The following is a 14,835-nucleotide window of genomic DNA, read 5'->3' as shown; positions in this document are numbered from 1 at the left end:
GATCGAGGCGCCATAGACCGTCTTGCCGTCGATCTGCCGCTTCTGGAAGAATTCAGCGATCTGTTTCAGCTGGTCGAAGGTGGCCGGCGGGCCGAGGTCCCAGCCATATTTCTCCTTGAATTCCTTCTGCAATTCGGGCTTCGAGAACCAGTCCTTGCGATAGGTCCAGCCGACGACGTCGCCCATGGCCGGCAGCGCCCAGTAATTGGGCGTGTTCTTCGGCCATTCCGAATAGCCGACGACGGTCGCCGGCACGAAGTCGTCCATGCTGATCTTCTCCTTGTCGAAGAAGTCGTTCAGCTTGACATAGTGGCCGTTCTCGGCCGCGCCGCCGATCCACTGGCTATCGCCGATGATCAGGTCGCACAATTTGCCGTGCGAGTTCAGTTCGTTGAGGAAGCGGTCGGCATAGTTCGTCCATGGCACGAATTCGAATTTCATGCCGATGCCGGTTTCCTTGGTAAAGTCCTTGGAAAGTTCGACCAGCGCGTTTGCCGGGTCCCAGGCGGCCCAGCACAGCGTCAGGTCTTCAGCGTGCGCGACGTTCGAAACGGCTGTCGACGCTGTAATCGCCGAAGCCAGTCCCAACGCCAGTTTCAAGCTCGATTTCATGCCTTCCTCCCATTTGCGAAACGCGCCCGGATGACGGTTTCAAAAATCCTCAACCCTCTCCTCAGGGGCCCAAACACGGCGGCGCGGCAGCACTGTCGATGTTTAGTAATTTGTTTAGTGATGCAATTTTTACTAAACAACGCAAGCGAATTCGTCGCTGCGCCGCAACATGCCCAAACGGGCGCTTGAAATCGTTGGAAAATGAACGCCGGGTTGCTCCGGCTGCCGCTTAGCCGGTCTCGTTGGCGGCGTCCGGGATTGGCGTCACCGGCCGCAGGGGCGGCGCCGGCGGCAACAATGCCCGTATGTCGGCGAAGGGAAATGTCGGCTCGAAGCGGAAGGCCTCCGCCAATGAACCAGGGAGCCCGTTGCATTGGCCGGCGCGAAATTCGTTCTGAATGCGCGCTCTGTAGACATATTGCTCCGGCCCCTGCGACCGGTGGGCGCGGATCGCCTGCGTCTTGATATCCCGATAGGCGGAAATATCGACATAGTGTGTGGGCGCGAATCCGGTGCCGCCCATCGTGTCGGCGTGCAGCACGGGGACGCCGAACGAGGCCGCGATTCGCACGCCGTCGGACAGGGACCGATGGTCGGCGTGATAGTCGTTGGGCGCATGCGTGATCACAAGATCCGGTCCGATCTCGCGTAGAAGTGTTTTCAACTCACTGATGAGCGCGCCGTCGGCCACCAGTTCGCCGTCGGGAAAGTCGAGGAAGCGCGGCGTCGCGCCAAGCAAGGCGGCCGCGGCAGTCGCTTCGTCGCGGCGGACACGAGCCAGAACCCTGGCATCGCTCATGCCGCCCCTGGCACCATCCGTGGCCACGGCAAAAGTCAGTTCTGCGCCTTGCGCCGCATAGGCGGCCATCGTACCGAACATGAAGATCTCGATGTCGTCGGGATGCGCACCGAGCGCCAGTATTTTCACGCTACTCTCTCCCGGAAATGAAAACGTGCCGAACGGAATCCTGCTCGCCCTGATCGCCTATGCAAGCTATTCGTGCAGCGATGCCGTTATCAAGAGCCTGGGTGGTCAGTTCACGGTGTTCGAGATCGGCTTCTTCTCGACGCTATTTGCCGGCTGTTTCCTATTCTTCAGCCGTCCTGCTGACGAACGCTGGCGTGACTTCTGGCGCACAAAGCGTCCATGGGCGGTGCAGGCGCGTGCCTGGGCCGGCATTGCATCGGGTGTGCTCAGCGTCTACGCCTTCACCACCATCCCGCTGGCCGAGACCTATGCGCTGATTTTCCTCGCGCCGCTGTTCGTCACCATTCTCTCGACCGTGATCCTCAAGGAAAAGGTTGGCCCGTGGCGCTGGCTGGCGGTGGTCGCCGGCTTTGCCGGCGTCATGCTGGTGGTGCGGCCGGGTTTCCGCGAATTGCATCTCGGTCACCTCGCGGCGTTCACCATCGCCTTTCTCGCAGCCGCCAGCGTCATCCTGATGCGTTCGCTGGCGCAGCAGGAGAAGCGCACGACCATGCTCGGCGTGCTGGTCGGCTATGGGCTGCTGTTCAACGGTATCGGCGCCGCCACCACCTCCTTCACTCTTCCCGACGGAAGGCAGCTGGTGTGGCTGGTGATGGCAGGCGCTTTCACGGCCTGCGGGCAATTCATGCAGCTTCTGGCCGCCAAATACGCGCCCGCCAACCGGATCGCCCCGACGCATTATTCGCAGATCGTCTGGGCGGTCATCCTCGGCGCGCTGTTCTTCCAGGAATATCCCGACTGGCTGTCGCTGGTTGGTCTGGCGGTGGTCGGCGGTTCCGGTCTGCTGACCATGGTGCGCGAGGAGGTGCGGCTCGGCACCGTGCGTTGGAATCCGTTTTCACGGACCAGGCTATGAGGCCGTACGTATTGCATGGCGACCGCGACCGCTGATATGCGGACGCGATGACGACAAGACCCCTGCCGGAACTTCCGGTCACAGCCGTGCTGCCGGCGCTCAGTGAAGCGCTCGGCAAGGGCAACAGCGCGGTTCTTGTGGCGCCGCCCGGTGCCGGCAAGACGACGCTGGTGCCCTTGGCACTGCTGGATGCCTCTTGGCTTGGCACGGGCAAAATCGTGCTGCTTGAGCCGCGCCGGCTCGCCGCTCGCGCCGCCGCCCGCCGCATGGCCGAGCTGCTGAGCGAGGAGCCCGGCGGCACCGTGGGCTACGCCATGCGCATGGAGAACCGCACTTCGGCCAAGACCAGGATACTGGTCGTCACCGAGGGTGTGCTCGCGCGCATGATCCTCGACGACCCCGAACTGCCCGGCGTCTCGGCTGTCATTTTCGACGAATTCCACGAGCGCTCTCTCGACGGCGATTTCGGTCTGGCGCTGGCGCTCGACGTGCAAGGTGCGCTGCGGCCCGACCTGCGCTTGGTCGTCATGTCGGCAACGCTCGATGGCGCCCGCGTCGCGAAACTCCTGTCGGGCGCGCCGGTGATCGAGAGCGAAGGTCGCGCTTTTCCTGTCGATGTCCGCTACGACGAGCGGCCGGCCGGCGTCCCGGTCGAGGACGCCATGGCCAAGGCGATCCGTGCGGCCCTTGCCGAAGAAAGCGGCAGCGTGCTCGCTTTCCTGCCGGGCCAGCGCGAGATCGAGCGCACCGCCGAACGGCTGGCCGGCAGGGTTGGCACCGACACCGACATCGTTCCGCTCTACGGCCAACTCGACGGCAAGGCGCAGGATGCGGCGATCAAGCCGGCGCTGGCAGGCCGCCGCAAGGTGGTGCTGGCGACCTCGATCGCCGAGACCTCCATCACCATCGACGGCGTGCGCGTCGTCATCGATTCCGGCCTGTCGCGGTTGCCGTGCTATGAACCGGCAAGCGGCCTGACAAGGCTGGAGACCGTGCGCGTCAGCAAGGCTTCCGCCGACCAGCGCGCCGGCCGCGCCGGCCGAACGCAGGCCGGCGTCGCCATCCGGTTGTGGCGCGCCGAGCAGACGGCGGCGCTTCCCGCCTTCACGCCGCCGGAAATCCTCGAAGCGGACCTATCCGGCCTGCTGCTCGATTGCGCCGCTTTCGGTGTCGCCGATCCGGCCGGGCTCGCCTTTCTCGATCCGCCACCGGCACCGGCGCTCAACGAGGCAAGGATGCTGCTGCGCGCGCTCCACGCCATCGACGAGACCGGGCGCTTGACCGAAGCGGGCGCTTCCATGCGCAAGCTCGCTCTGCCCGTGCGGCTGGCGCATATGGTCGCCGAAGCAGCCAGGAGCGGCCATGCCGACGAGGCGGCCATGCTGGCGGTGTTGCTCACCGAACGCGGCCTTGGCGGGGACGGCGCCGATCTGGAACGGCGGCTGATGCGCTTTCGCTGGGAAAGATCGCCGCGCGCCACCGCCGCGCGGCAATTGGCCGAGAGGCTGGCGAAGCAGGCCTTACCCTCCCCCTCGAGGGGAGGGTCGGCGACCGAGCTGAGCGCAGCGAAGCGAGAGAGACGGGGTGGGGTCGGTTCGGGCACGCGACCCATCCCTCCACCCCACAGTGCTTCGGGGGTCGACACACCGGGGCGAGCCACAGGTCTCGCCCGTCCCTTGGAGCCCCACGAGGAGGGGGATGTGGCCGCCGGTCCCCTTCTCATCCACGCCTGGCCGGACCGCGTCGCCAAGGCGCGCGGCGAGCGCGGCCGCTTCGTGCTGGCCAATGGCTCCGGCGCCATGCTCGATGCCGCCGACCTCTTGGCAGGCGAGCCGTTTCTGGTCGTCGCCGATCTGCAGGGCAAGGCGCAGAATGCGCGCATCGCGGCGGCGGCGGCAATAACCGAGGACGACATCCGCACCGCGCTGGCCGACCGGATCGAGACGCGCAAGCAAACGAGCTTCGACCGCGAGCGCCGCGCCGTGCGCGTGCGCGAAACGGTGCGCCTCGGCGCCATCACGCTCGCCGAGCGCATGCTGCCGGCGCCGGCCGGTGCCGAGGCCGACCACGCCATCGTTGACGCGGTGCGTGAGCACGGGCTGTCGCTGCTGAGCTGGAGCAAGGAGGCCGAGACGCTGCGCCAGCGCCTCTCCTGGTTGCATCGCGGCCTCGGCTCGCCCTGGCCGGACATGTCGGACGCAGCACTTCTCGAACGCCTCGACGACTGGCTGCTGCCCTTCCTGTCGGGGGCCGCATCCCTGGCCGCCGTCGACCCCGGCGTTGTCCCGGCGGGCCTGACCTCGCTCGTGCCGCATGACCTGCAGCGCAAGGTCGATGCGCTGGCGCCGACCCATTTCGACGCCCCGTCGGGCAGTCACGTGCCGATCCGTTATGACGGCGAATGGCCGGTGCTGGCGGTTCGCGTGCAGGAACTGTTCGGCCTCGACCGCCATCCCTCCATCGCCAACGGCACCGTGCCGCTGACGCTCGAACTTCTGTCGCCGGCGCATCGGCCGATCCAGACGACCCGCGACCTGCCCGGCTTCTGGCGCGGCTCCTGGGCCGATGTGCGCGCCGACATGCGCGGCCGCTACCCCAAGCATGTCTGGCCGGAAAATCCGCTGCTCGCCACCGCCACCGCCCGCGCCAAGCCACGAGCATGATCCCAAAAAGTGAAACCGGTTTTTGAGACAAGATCATGGTCAACAAGGAGTAGAGCTTCAATCCGACCCCATCGGACTGGAGCGGACCTAGCGTTCCCGGCTCCGCGGTTGTAATTCATGGCGATGATCAACGTTTTGCGCGCACCCGACTTCCAGCAGAGCCAGCGGCTGCGGCTCAACACGCTGATCCGACTGCGCTGGCTGGCTATCGTCGGCCAGAGCGTGACGGTGCTCGTTGTCGCTTATGGTTTGAAGTTCCCATTGCCGGTCAGCCTGTGCTTCGCGCTGATCGCCTGCTCGGCCTGGATGAACCTGTTCCTGGCCTTCCGGTTTCCGGCCGCGCACCGGCTCACCCCGTTGGCCGCTTTCGGCATCCTGATCTTCGACAGCCTGCAGCTTGCCGGCCTGCTCTACATGACCGGCGGCCTGACCAACCCGTTCTCGCTGCTGATGACCGTGCCGGTCGTCATTTCGGCGACGTCGCTGCCCCTGCGCCTGACCGCCATTCTCGGCGGGCTGGTGATGATGGCGGCAACCTTGCTTGTGTTCATCCATCTGCCGTTGCCCTGGTATGAAGGCGCGCCGTTGGTGATGCCCTTCATCTATGTCGCCGGCATGTGGATGGCGGTGCTGTCCTCGATCACTTTCACGGCCATCTATGCCTTCCGGGTGGCCGCCGAAGCGCGGCTTCTGGCCAATGCGCTTGCCGCCACCGAACTGGTGCTGCAGCGCGAGCAGCATCTCTCGGCGCTCGACGGCCTGGCGGCGGCGGCGGCGCACGAGCTCGGCACGCCGCTCGCCACCATCACGCTCGTCGCCAAGGAAATGGAAAAGGCGCTCGGCAAGGATCCGAAATATGGCGATGACGTGAAGCTGCTGCGCTCGCAGAGCGAGCGTTGCCGCGAAATCCTCAAGCGCCTGACCAGCCTGTCGTCCGAGGGTGAGGCGCATCTGTCCCGCTTGCCGCTGACTTCGCTGGTCGAGGAGGTCACCGCGCCGCATCGCGACTTCGGCATCTCGATCAAGCTTCGTCCCGGCGAATGCACCGGGCCGGAGCCGGTCGGGCGCCGCAATCCGGGCGTCATCTACGGCCTCGGCAATCTGGTCGAGAACGCCGTCGATTTTGCCCGCAAGAGCGTCACCGTGCGCTGGAGCTGGGACGAGGCGACCGTCACCTTTTCGATCATCGACGACGGGCCCGGCTTTCCGCCCGAGATCATCGACCGCATCGGCGAGCCTTACATGTCGACGCGCCAGGGCACGGAGGCCGGCGGTGGCCTGGGGCTTGGCCTGTTCATTGCCAAGACGCTGCTCGAACGCTCGGGCGCCGCGCTCGATTTCCGCAATTCGAGCGGCCTGGGCGAGGGCGCGGTGGTGCGGATTTCATGGCCGAGAACCGTCTTCCTGAACCCGGAATCGGCCCCGGCCACCATGTTTGATACCGCGTGAATTGGACAATAGCGGCGCAAAACGATATCTGCGTAAAAATAAGGCAGCAGGAATTTCCAAGACGATGACAGGCGATGAAAATATTGGCGCGATGGTTGAGGGCGAGGACACTTCGCTTCTAATCGTCGACGACGACAAGCCGTTCCTGACCCGCCTGGCCCGCGCCATGGAAACCAGGGGCTTCGTGGTCGAGACCGCCGAGAGCGTCGAGGAGGCGGTGGGCAAGGCGCGCGCCAACCCGCCCGCCTATGCCGTGGTCGACATGCGGCTTGGCGACGGCAACGGCCTTGATGTCGTCGCCGCCATCCGCGAGAAGCGCGAGGATTCCCGTACCATCATCCTGACCGGCTACGGCAACATCGCCACCGCGGTGACAGCGGTGAAACTCGGCGCCGTCGACTATCTGTCGAAGCCGGCCGATGCCGACGATGTCTTTGCCGCGCTGACCCGCACCACCGGTGAGCGCGCCGCGCCCCCCGAGAACCCCATGTCGGCCGACCGTGTCCGCTGGGAGCATATCCAGCGCGTCTACGAAATGTGCGAGCGCAACGTCTCCGAGACCGCGCGCCGGCTCAACATGCACCGCCGCACGCTGCAGCGGATCCTCGCCAAGCGCGCGCCGCGCTGATCGCCGAGGCACGCAGGCAATCGCTTGCGATATTGGTAATTGGCGAAACCATCGATGACAGCGCCCTCTCCCCGTCACTATACGGGAGAGATGCCGGCAGGCAGGTGAGGGGCAGCGCAAACGCTTGGGAAACGATGACGGAGGCGACATGCAGGATTTGAAGCAACGGCCGGTTTCCGTCTTCCGCGAATTTCTCGACAGCGAGGCGGCCGGCGGCATCATTCTGATGGTGGCGGCCGCCCTGGCGCTGATCGTCGCCAATTCGCCGCTTGCCGAGACCTACTTCTCAGTTCTCCACGCCTATCTCGGCCCGCTCAGCGTCTCGCACTGGGTCAATGACGGGCTGATGGCGGTGTTCTTCCTGCTCGTCGGGCTGGAGATCAAACGCGAGATGCTGGACGGCCAGCTTTCGACCTGGCCCAGGCGCGTGCTGCCCGGCATCGCGGCCGCCGGCGGCATGGTGGTTCCTGCCCTTGTCTATGTCGCCGTCAACCGCAACAACGGGCCGGCCTTGTCCGGCTGGGCTATCCCGACCGCCACCGACATCGCCTTCGCGCTCGGCGTGCTGTCGCTTCTCGGCAGCCGGGTGCCGGCCTCGCTGAAGGTCTTCCTCACCGCGCTCGCCATCATCGACGATCTCGGCGCCGTCATCATCATCGCCATATTCTACACCAGCGGCCTGTCGCTGGCCTACCTCGGCGCCGCCTTCGCCGTCATCGCCGCGCTCATCATGCTCAACCGCATGCGGGTGATGACGCTGGCGCCCTATCTCGTGCTTGGCGCCATCCTGTGGGTGCTGGTGCTGAAGTCGGGCGTCCACGCCACGCTCGCCGGCGTGGCCCTGGCGCTCACCATTCCGCTTGAACGCGCCGCCGGGCACGACCTCGAGCATTCGCCCCTGCACCGGCTCGAGCACGGCCTGCACAAGCTCGTGGCATTCATAGTCGTCCCGATCTTCGGCTTTGCCAATGCCGGTGTTTCGCTCGCCGGCCTGAGCCTTGGCGCGCTGATCGAGCCGTTGACGCTGGGCGTCGCCGCCGGTCTCGTCGTCGGCAAACTGGTCGGCGTCTTCGGCTCCTCCGCACTTGCCATCCGTCTCGGCCTGGCCGACCTGCCCGGCCATGCCGGCTGGTCGCATATGCTCGGCGTGTCGCTGCTCTGCGGCATCGGCTTCACCATGAGCCTGTTCATCGGCCTGCTCGCCTTCGCCGGCGATGTAACCCTGCAGGACTCCGTCAAGGTCGGCATTCTCGCCGGCTCCTTCATCGCCGCCATCCTCGGCGCGGCGGTGCTTTTGCTGGCGCCGGCGGTGGGAGGGGTGGAAGAGGACGAGGAATAGCGTCCGCGCTTCTGGCAGACGCCGCGCCGCCCCTCATCTGCCTGCCGGCATCTTCTCCCCGTGGAACGGGGAGAAGGGACACTGCCGCCCCTTGGCGCTCTTTTGCAAACGCTGAAAACTGGCGAAATCCGCTATGAAAGCATCCTTCTCCCCGTTACTATACGGGGAGTTGAGAAGTGGTCCGCGCAGCGGACGAAAAGCCAATTGCTTGGCTTTTCGAACGACGAACGCCGGCAGGCAGATGAGGGGCAGTGCAAACGCTGAAAGGCGACCACACGGCGCCAGCTTTCGACGGCAGCTACTCGCTCTCCCCCTCCAGCGACGGCAGCGACACACCCGCCAGTTCCGCCGCCAGCAGCCGCGAGGCACCGGCGCGCGCAATGCGCAGCATCAGCGCCTTGCGCGTTGCCGCCGCCATGCGGTGCTCCGGCGCATCGCGCAGGATTTCGGCGCCGTAGCCATCGGAGAGGATGAAGCCGCACTCTTCCGGAAAGATGTCCGCCGGCACGCCGGGATGGGTGGCGAAGAAGAAGCGGTCGGAATGCAGCCGATAGTCGGGCCATTTGCGGTCGACCCGGAAATCCTCGATCGAGGATTTGATCTCGATGATCCAGACATCGCCCTGGCGCGTCAGCGCCACGAGATCGGCGCGCCGGCCAGTCGCCAGCGACAGTTCCGGCAGCACATGGGCGCCCATCTGCATCAGCAGCCGCTGCACGCCGCGCCGCACCAGTAGCGCGCGCTCGGACTGGCGTCCGTCGATGAGAGGATTGAGGGGAATCGGCGAGATGATCGGCATGGCGGCACCATGCCAGATTTTGTTCACGGTTTGAACCTGTTTATCGAGGGCGATTATGTCGTTAACAAACCTAGATCGAAAATAGGAATATAATCATGACAGGCCGGCACTTACGAACGATTAAGCCCTCCCAAGTATCTCAAGCCGCCTACAAGGGGGGCGCACAGTGGCCGAAAAGAATAAAACTGCGGAAGCGGTCATCAAGTATCTTTTGATCGCACAGATGCTTGGTGCGGGCGCTTTCATTGGCTTTTGGCTATGGAACGGGAAGGCCACCATCCCCAAGCACGGCGGTGGCTGGCATGTCCTTGATCGGGTTCAAGACCCGTACCTCTATTGGTGTCTACTGATCGCAATTTCATGGGCTGGCGTCGCGCTCCCGCTCTGGTACCTCTACCAAGGGCCGCCGGAGCGCTAGGCGCTACCCAGCCGTAGGGGAATGGCTATAGGCCGTTACCTCTGAAGGTTACTAATTGGCGATTGGGGACGTTTCCCGCTGTGGGAATGGTGGCGCTATAATCGCTACAAGAGGGGAGCATGTCTGTTTTTCGAGTGGAACGAGAGGTGAACGTACATCCTTGAGGCGGGCCGTTTGCGTTATGACTTCGGTTCCTACTTGGGGAAGGGGACTAAATGCCACTTGTCGACGCGATACTATTAATCGCCGTAATACCCGCAGGCATGGAATTTGTCGTTTGCTTATTCCTGCGATAGAGATTCCGGATCAGACCGGTTACGCTCATGCGCATATTCGCTCTAGTCATGGCTATGATGGGTTTATTGAATATTCGGTTAGCGGAGGCTGTCGGCGGGAAGATTAATCGGCCGCAAGCTATTTCGACCAAGCCCCAAAATACGCGATGAATTCGGCATCCTTGCCGGTAATATCCTTCACCCCCTTTAATAGCGCTTCATGGGTGCGCTGGAGCGCCCGGTGATGCTCGCTGCTAGGTGATATGAACGGCTTGATGATGCTTAGGTGCAGCGCTTCCGCTGCCACCAAAAAGCGCTCGATTTCAGCCTGCGATAACTGCTTTGACGGTTTCGACCTAGCCATTGCGATCTCCCATTGAGGAATCGCCCCACCTAGGATGGCGATTGCATAGCTGACAGCCCCGCCTTGGCGCATGCCTTCTTCCCATGCCGCTGCCGTTTCGCTAGTTTGACCGGATGGACGTTCTGGATTGGTTGGCCCGCTGGTATGAAGCCCAATGCGATGGTGTTTGGGAGCATCGGTTTGGTCCTTCGATCAGCACCATCGATAACCCCGGCTGGTCTTTGAAAATCGACCTTGTGGGGACGGACTGCAACGGGCGTATTCTTGATCCGATCACGCACAATCGCGGGCATCCAACCGACTGGTGGACATGCTGGACGAAGGACAACGTGTTTGAGGGGGCTGGCGGCCCGCTCCATCTGCGTTCGCTTCTGGAGGCTTTCCGAGATTGGGCGACGAATGTGCGCTGAACTCTCCGAGCCCAATCGGCTTTCTTGGACCTATTGACGTCCGACGGCGGTCGGTTCGCGTTCCACCGCCCCCGCCATATCATCCAGGATCGGGCAGTCCGGCCGCTCGTCGCCATGGCAGGCGTGGATCAGTTTCTGCAGGGTCGAGCGCATCGACTGCAATTGGCGTACCTTCTCCTCGATCGCCGTGACATGGGCGGCGGCGATCTCGCGCACATCGTGGCTGGCGCGGCCGCGATCCTGGTAGAGCGCCATCAACTGGCGGCAATCGTCGATGGAAAAGCCGAGATTGCGCGCGCGACGCAGGAAGGCCAGCCGGTGGATGTCGTCGCCGGAATAGTCGCGATAGCCATTGGCGGCGCGCGCGGGCGCGATCAGGCCGATCTCCTCATAGTAACGGATGGTCTTGGCCGGCAGGCCTGAACGGTGGGCGGCGTCGCCGACATTCATGGCGGGTTCCTCGTTTTTGCGGGCTTCTCGATTTGGGCTCATTGAATTTCCTTCACAATCCGGTGAAGGCTGTTGCCGAAATGCCATAGTGATATGCTTACCAGCGCGTAGGTCCCCGCATATAGGCATCGCGTGCTTGGCAAGCAAAGCAAATGCCAGCATGAATGATGGCGACAAAGCGGCCGACTCGTGCTGCTGACGTTTGGGCGGGGCACCGGATCACCTCATGCGCATGAAGTCGCTTGCAATATTTGCCGCATTGGCGCTGTCTACCGCTATCGCCGGTTGCAGCACCATCGGCGGACAGATCTTCTCCAACGACTATGGCGCGGTGACCGATGCTGGTTATCAACTGCCGCGCATCCCGATCGAAAGGGTGCCGAGGCAGTTCCACCGGCAGGAAGTGAACTACGACACCAAGGAAAAGCCCGGCACGATCATCGTCGATACGCAGAACAAGTTCCTCTATTTCGTCGAGGGCGACGGCCGCGCGATCCGCTACGGCATCGGCGTTGGCCGCGAGGGCTTCGAGTGGCATGGCACGGCCCATATCGCCATCAAGCGCGAATGGCCGACCTGGACGCCGCCGTCACAGATGATCAAGCGTCAGCCGGAGCTCGCCAAGTTCGCCGGCGGCATGGAGCCGGGCCTGAAGAACCCTCTCGGCGCGCGCGCCATGTATCTGTTCAACAAGGGCGGTGACATGGGTTACCGCCTGCACGGCAGCCCGGAATGGAACTCGATCGGCAAGGCCATGTCGTCTGGCTGCATCCGGCTGATGAACCAGGACATCATCGATCTCTATGACCGCGCCTCGGTCGGCGCCAAGGTCATCGTGATATAGGCCATGCCCGTCAGGGCTTGGCCAAATGGCAAACAAGTTTCGTACGCGGACCGTCTAGGCAACAACGGACGTCCCAAACAGAAAACCGGGCAATTCGGCCCGGTTTTTTGTTATTCGCGAACGGTATGTTCAGGCCGCTCCCGTAGACCGACAGGCGGCGAGCGGAAGAATCAGGCGACCTGTTCGACCTGCTGCACTTCGGGCACGAAATGGCGAAGCAGGTTCTGGATGCCGTGCTTCAGCGTCGCCGTCGATGACGGGCAGCCGGCGCAGGCACCCTTCATGTGCAGGAACACCGTGCCGTTCTCGAAGCCGCGGAAGGTGATGTCGCCGCCATCCTGCGCCACCGCCGGGCGCACTCTTGTGTCGAGCAGTTCCTTGATGGTGATGACGAGTTCCTCGTCCGCCTTGTCGTAGAATTCGCCGGTCTGGCTGGTCTCGGCGGCCGGGCCGGTCTTGGTCATGACCGGCGCGCCGGACATGAAATGCTCCATGATGGCGCCCAGGATCGCCGGCTTCAGGTGCTGCCAGTCGGGGCCGTCCTTGGTCACGGTGATGAAGTCGTAGCCGAAGAAGACGCCGGTGACGCCGGGGATTTCGAACAGCCGGCCGGCCAGCGGCGAGGCGGTCGCCGCGCTGTCGGCATCGCGGAAATCGGCGGTGCCTTCGAGCAGAACTTCCTTGCCAGGCAGGAATTTCAGCGTCGCCGGGTTTGGCGTCGATTCGGTCTGGATGAACATGGCCGTCTCCGTGCCCAGTCAGGGCAGATAGTTTGGAATAATTCTAAATAGGCTCTATCGGCTGGACATTCAAGCCAAACGCATCGCCCGAACGGCTGGCTGGCGGAATGTTTTGCCAAGGATCTGGCTGGGGGAATTGAATCCCGGGCGGATCTCAGGCGAGGCTGTCGATCTCCTCGTCGGACAGGTTTTGCGGCACGACGGTGACCGGAATGGGGAAGGCGGCGCCCTTGCCGGCCACCGCGCCGACCAGCGGCCCCGGTCCTTCCTTGCCAGCGCCGGCCGCCAGCACCAGGATGGCGATGTCCTGGTCTTCCTCGATCAGCTTGTGGATCTCTTCCGTCGGCTTGCCTTCGCGAACCACCATCTCCGGTTCGATGCCGAGCTTCTGGCGCACCTTGTTGGCATAGCCGTCGAGGGCCGCGCGCGCCGTGGCGATCGCCTCCTCGCGCATGATCTTCTCGACGCCCAGCCAGTGCTGGAAATCGTCCGGTACGATGACATAGAGCAGCACCAGCGTGCCGCCGGTGTTCTGCGCCCGCTTCGAGGCGTAGGCGACGGCGCGCTCGCATTCCGGCGTGTCGTCGATGATCGTCAGGAATTTCCGGCGATGACCGGCTTCGCGGCTGAGGCGTTTGGAGACCATGTCTATCTACTCGGTGTCTTTTCGACCGCAATCTGCCACCGCAGCAGACCGGCGGCAAGCCGCCAGTCTTAGGTCAGGATGTCTTAGGCCAGGATGCCTTAGACCAGGATGTCTTAGGCCAATATGTCTTGCGCCATCATGGTGAAGATAGGGATCAGCCCTGCAGCAGCCCGATGATGTCGCGCACCGTCTTCATCGTCGTTTCGGCGAGCACGCCGGCGCGCTCGCCGCCGTCCCTCAGCACCGCGTCGACATAGGCGCGGTCACCTTGGATGCGGCGCATCTCGCTCGCGATCGGGGCCAACTTCTCCACAGCGAGGTCGGCGAGCGCCGGCTTGAACACGGAAAACTGCTGGCCGCCGAATTCCTTCAGCACGTGGGCCTTCGATATCTCGGCGAGACCCGCATAGATGCCGACAAGGTTTTCCGCCTCGGGACGGTTCTCCAGCCCGTCGACTTCGCCAGGCAAGGCTTCCGGATCGGTCTTGGCCTTGCGGATCTTCTTCGAGATGGTGTCGGCATCGTCCGTCAGGTTGATGCGCGACAGGTCCGACGGGTCCGACTTCGACATCTTCTTCGATCCGTCACGCAGGCTCATGATGCGCGCCGCCGGCCCACCGATGACCGGTTCCGTGATCGGAAAGAAGCCGTTCACCGTCTCCTCGCCCACCTGCATCTCGACGCCGACGCCAAGCCTGGCGATGCGGTCCGAAAAGTCGTTGTTGAATTTCTGCGCGATGTCGCGGGTCAGCTCCAGGTGCTGCTTCTGGTCTTCGCCGACCGGCACATGGGTGGCGCGGTAGAGCAGGATGTCGGCAGCCATCAGCGAGGGATAGGCGAGCAGACCTAGCGAAGCGTTCTCGCGGTCCTTTCCGGCCTTGTCCTTGAACTGCGTCATCTTGTTCATCCAGCCGATGCGCGCGACGCAATTGAAGATCCAGGCGAGCTCGGCGTGCTGCATCACCCGCGACTGGTTGAAGACGATGTGTTTCTTCGAATCGATACCGGAGGCAAGAAAGGCGGCGGTGATCGATCGCGTCTGATCGGCAAGATCATCATGGACGAGCTGCGCGGTCAGCGAATGCAGGTCGACGACGCAGTAGATGCAATCGGACGTGTCCTGCAGGGCGACGAATTTCTTGATGGCGCCCAGATAATTGCCGAGGTGCAGATTGCCGGTCGGCTGGACACCGGAGAAGACGAGTGGCTTGAAAGCGGACATGTTTTTCCTCGGGGCTTGTGGAGGGCCGTATCAGCGTGATTCCGAAAAGTTGCAGACCTTTCGGAGCCAATCACGCGGCTGGAAACCGCGCGCGGCGAAAGTCTTGCGACGGCGCGCTTATGGACGAGAGCG

Annotated in this window: 16 protein-coding genes; 8 read left to right on the top strand and 8 right to left on the bottom strand. The window is 63.6% G+C overall.

The window, feature by feature from the left end:
- Together FJ938_RS26825 and FJ938_RS26820 are read right to left on the bottom strand one after the other, a co-directional pair.
- Positions 1 to 612 (bottom strand): ABC transporter substrate-binding protein (locus FJ938_RS26825; RefSeq protein WP_140613547.1); only part of this gene is annotated, 612 nt, incomplete at its 3' end.
- Between the two features lie 229 nt (positions 613 to 841).
- Positions 842 to 1,540, bottom strand: coding sequence for a PIG-L deacetylase family protein (locus FJ938_RS26820; RefSeq protein WP_140613548.1), 699 nt, complete (start codon positions 1,538 to 1,540; stop codon positions 842 to 844).
- A 25-nt stretch (positions 1,541 to 1,565) separates the two neighbouring features.
- Between FJ938_RS26820 and FJ938_RS26815 the strand changes: the two genes are divergently transcribed.
- From FJ938_RS26815 to nhaA, 5 genes are all read left to right on the top strand, one after another.
- Positions 1,566 to 2,456 (top strand): DMT family transporter, encoded by an 891-nt coding sequence (locus FJ938_RS26815; protein ID WP_140613549.1) that lies wholly within the window; start codon positions 1,566 to 1,568, stop codon positions 2,454 to 2,456.
- Positions 2,457 to 2,503: 47 nt separating this feature from the next.
- Entirely contained in the window at positions 2,504 to 5,119 is a 2,616-nt protein-coding gene (gene hrpB / locus FJ938_RS26810) for an ATP-dependent helicase HrpB (protein WP_140699139.1), read from the top strand.
- A gap of 117 nt (positions 5,120 to 5,236) precedes the next feature.
- Entirely contained in the window at positions 5,237 to 6,568 is a 1,332-nt protein-coding gene (locus FJ938_RS26805; protein WP_140613551.1) for an ActS/PrrB/RegB family redox-sensitive histidine kinase, read from the top strand.
- Positions 6,569 to 6,632: 64 nt separating this feature from the next.
- Complete coding sequence (locus FJ938_RS26800) at positions 6,633 to 7,196, top strand: ActR/PrrA/RegA family redox response regulator transcription factor (protein ID WP_027032803.1); 564 nt, start codon at positions 6,633 to 6,635, stop codon at positions 7,194 to 7,196.
- 148 nt (positions 7,197 to 7,344) lie between these two features.
- A complete protein-coding gene (gene nhaA, locus FJ938_RS26795; protein ID WP_140613552.1) occupies positions 7,345 to 8,535 on the top strand; it encodes a Na+/H+ antiporter NhaA in 1,191 nt (396 codons plus the stop codon).
- A gap of 298 nt (positions 8,536 to 8,833) precedes the next feature.
- Here the strand turns inward: nhaA and FJ938_RS26790 are convergent, their stop codons facing one another.
- Positions 8,834 to 9,334: an MmcB family DNA repair protein gene (locus FJ938_RS26790; protein WP_140612986.1), complete on the bottom strand. Its 501-nt coding sequence runs from the start codon at positions 9,332 to 9,334 to the stop codon at positions 8,834 to 8,836.
- Positions 9,335 to 9,500: 166 nt separating this feature from the next.
- Here FJ938_RS26790 and FJ938_RS26785 point away from each other — a divergent pair, with 166 nt between their 5' ends.
- The gene (locus FJ938_RS26785) at positions 9,501 to 9,752 is read left to right on the top strand and encodes a hypothetical protein (RefSeq protein ID WP_140612983.1); all 252 of its coding nucleotides are present in this window, start codon (positions 9,501 to 9,503) and stop codon (positions 9,750 to 9,752) included.
- Positions 9,753 to 10,166: 414 nt separating this feature from the next.
- On the opposite strand, the gene FJ938_RS26780 is transcribed toward FJ938_RS26785, so the two are convergent.
- Positions 10,167 to 10,391 (bottom strand): hypothetical protein, encoded by a 225-nt coding sequence (locus FJ938_RS26780; RefSeq protein WP_140612985.1) that lies wholly within the window; start codon positions 10,389 to 10,391, stop codon positions 10,167 to 10,169.
- Between the two features lie 113 nt (positions 10,392 to 10,504).
- On the opposite strand from FJ938_RS26780, the gene FJ938_RS26775 reads away from it, so the two are divergent.
- Positions 10,505 to 10,801, top strand: coding sequence for an immunity 53 family protein (locus tag FJ938_RS26775; RefSeq protein ID WP_140699136.1), 297 nt, complete (start codon positions 10,505 to 10,507; stop codon positions 10,799 to 10,801).
- Between the two features lie 30 nt (positions 10,802 to 10,831).
- Here the strand turns inward: FJ938_RS26775 and cueR are convergent, their stop codons facing one another.
- A complete protein-coding gene (cueR, locus tag FJ938_RS26770) occupies positions 10,832 to 11,251 on the bottom strand; it encodes a Cu(I)-responsive transcriptional regulator (RefSeq protein WP_140612984.1) in 420 nt (139 codons plus the stop codon).
- Between the two features lie 226 nt (positions 11,252 to 11,477).
- On the opposite strand from cueR, the gene FJ938_RS26765 reads away from it, so the two are divergent.
- Positions 11,478 to 12,095, top strand: coding sequence for a L,D-transpeptidase (locus tag FJ938_RS26765; RefSeq protein WP_140612981.1), 618 nt, complete (start codon positions 11,478 to 11,480; stop codon positions 12,093 to 12,095).
- 170 nt (positions 12,096 to 12,265) lie between these two features.
- On the opposite strand, the gene FJ938_RS26760 is transcribed toward FJ938_RS26765, so the two are convergent.
- The 3 genes from FJ938_RS26760 to trpS form a co-directional block, all read right to left on the bottom strand.
- Positions 12,266 to 12,835 (bottom strand): NifU family protein, encoded by a 570-nt coding sequence (locus tag FJ938_RS26760; protein ID WP_140612980.1) that lies wholly within the window; start codon positions 12,833 to 12,835, stop codon positions 12,266 to 12,268.
- Between the two features lie 154 nt (positions 12,836 to 12,989).
- The gene (locus FJ938_RS26755) at positions 12,990 to 13,481 is read right to left on the bottom strand and encodes a universal stress protein (protein ID WP_140612979.1); all 492 of its coding nucleotides are present in this window, start codon (positions 13,479 to 13,481) and stop codon (positions 12,990 to 12,992) included.
- Positions 13,482 to 13,635: 154 nt separating this feature from the next.
- Positions 13,636 to 14,703: a tryptophan--tRNA ligase gene (trpS, locus tag FJ938_RS26750; RefSeq protein WP_140699133.1), complete on the bottom strand. Its 1,068-nt coding sequence runs from the start codon at positions 14,701 to 14,703 to the stop codon at positions 13,636 to 13,638.
- Positions 14,704 to 14,835: the final 132 nt, after the last annotated feature.

This window comes from Mesorhizobium sp. B2-4-14 (assembly GCF_006442155.1).
In the GTDB taxonomy this organism is placed as follows: domain Bacteria; phylum Pseudomonadota; class Alphaproteobacteria; order Rhizobiales; family Rhizobiaceae; genus Mesorhizobium.
This window is presented reverse-complemented; position numbering and strand designations above follow the sequence as displayed.

Coding starts and splice junctions, on each gene's coding strand:
- hrpB (WP_140699139.1), top strand. CDS start 2,504: ATGACGACAAGACCCCTGCCGGAACTTCCGGTCACAGCCGTGCTGCCG.
- FJ938_RS26805 (WP_140613551.1), top strand. CDS start 5,237: ATGGCGATGATCAACGTTTTGCGCGCACCCGACTTCCAGCAGAGCCAG.
- FJ938_RS26800 (WP_027032803.1), top strand. CDS start 6,633: ATGACAGGCGATGAAAATATTGGCGCGATGGTTGAGGGCGAGGACACT.
- nhaA (WP_140613552.1), top strand. CDS start 7,345: ATGCAGGATTTGAAGCAACGGCCGGTTTCCGTCTTCCGCGAATTTCTC.
- FJ938_RS26790 (WP_140612986.1), bottom strand. CDS start 9,334: ATGCCGATCATCTCGCCGATTCCCCTCAATCCTCTCATCGACGGACGC.
- FJ938_RS26780 (WP_140612985.1), bottom strand. CDS start 10,391: ATGGCTAGGTCGAAACCGTCAAAGCAGTTATCGCAGGCTGAAATCGAG.
- FJ938_RS26775 (WP_140699136.1), top strand. CDS start 10,505: ATGGACGTTCTGGATTGGTTGGCCCGCTGGTATGAAGCCCAATGCGAT.
- cueR (WP_140612984.1), bottom strand. CDS start 11,251: ATGAATGTCGGCGACGCCGCCCACCGTTCAGGCCTGCCGGCCAAGACC.
- FJ938_RS26765 (WP_140612981.1), top strand. CDS start 11,478: ATGCGCATGAAGTCGCTTGCAATATTTGCCGCATTGGCGCTGTCTACC.
- FJ938_RS26760 (WP_140612980.1), bottom strand. CDS start 12,835: ATGTTCATCCAGACCGAATCGACGCCAAACCCGGCGACGCTGAAATTC.
- FJ938_RS26755 (WP_140612979.1), bottom strand. CDS start 13,481: ATGGTCTCCAAACGCCTCAGCCGCGAAGCCGGTCATCGCCGGAAATTC.
- trpS (WP_140699133.1), bottom strand. CDS start 14,703: ATGTCCGCTTTCAAGCCACTCGTCTTCTCCGGTGTCCAGCCGACCGGC.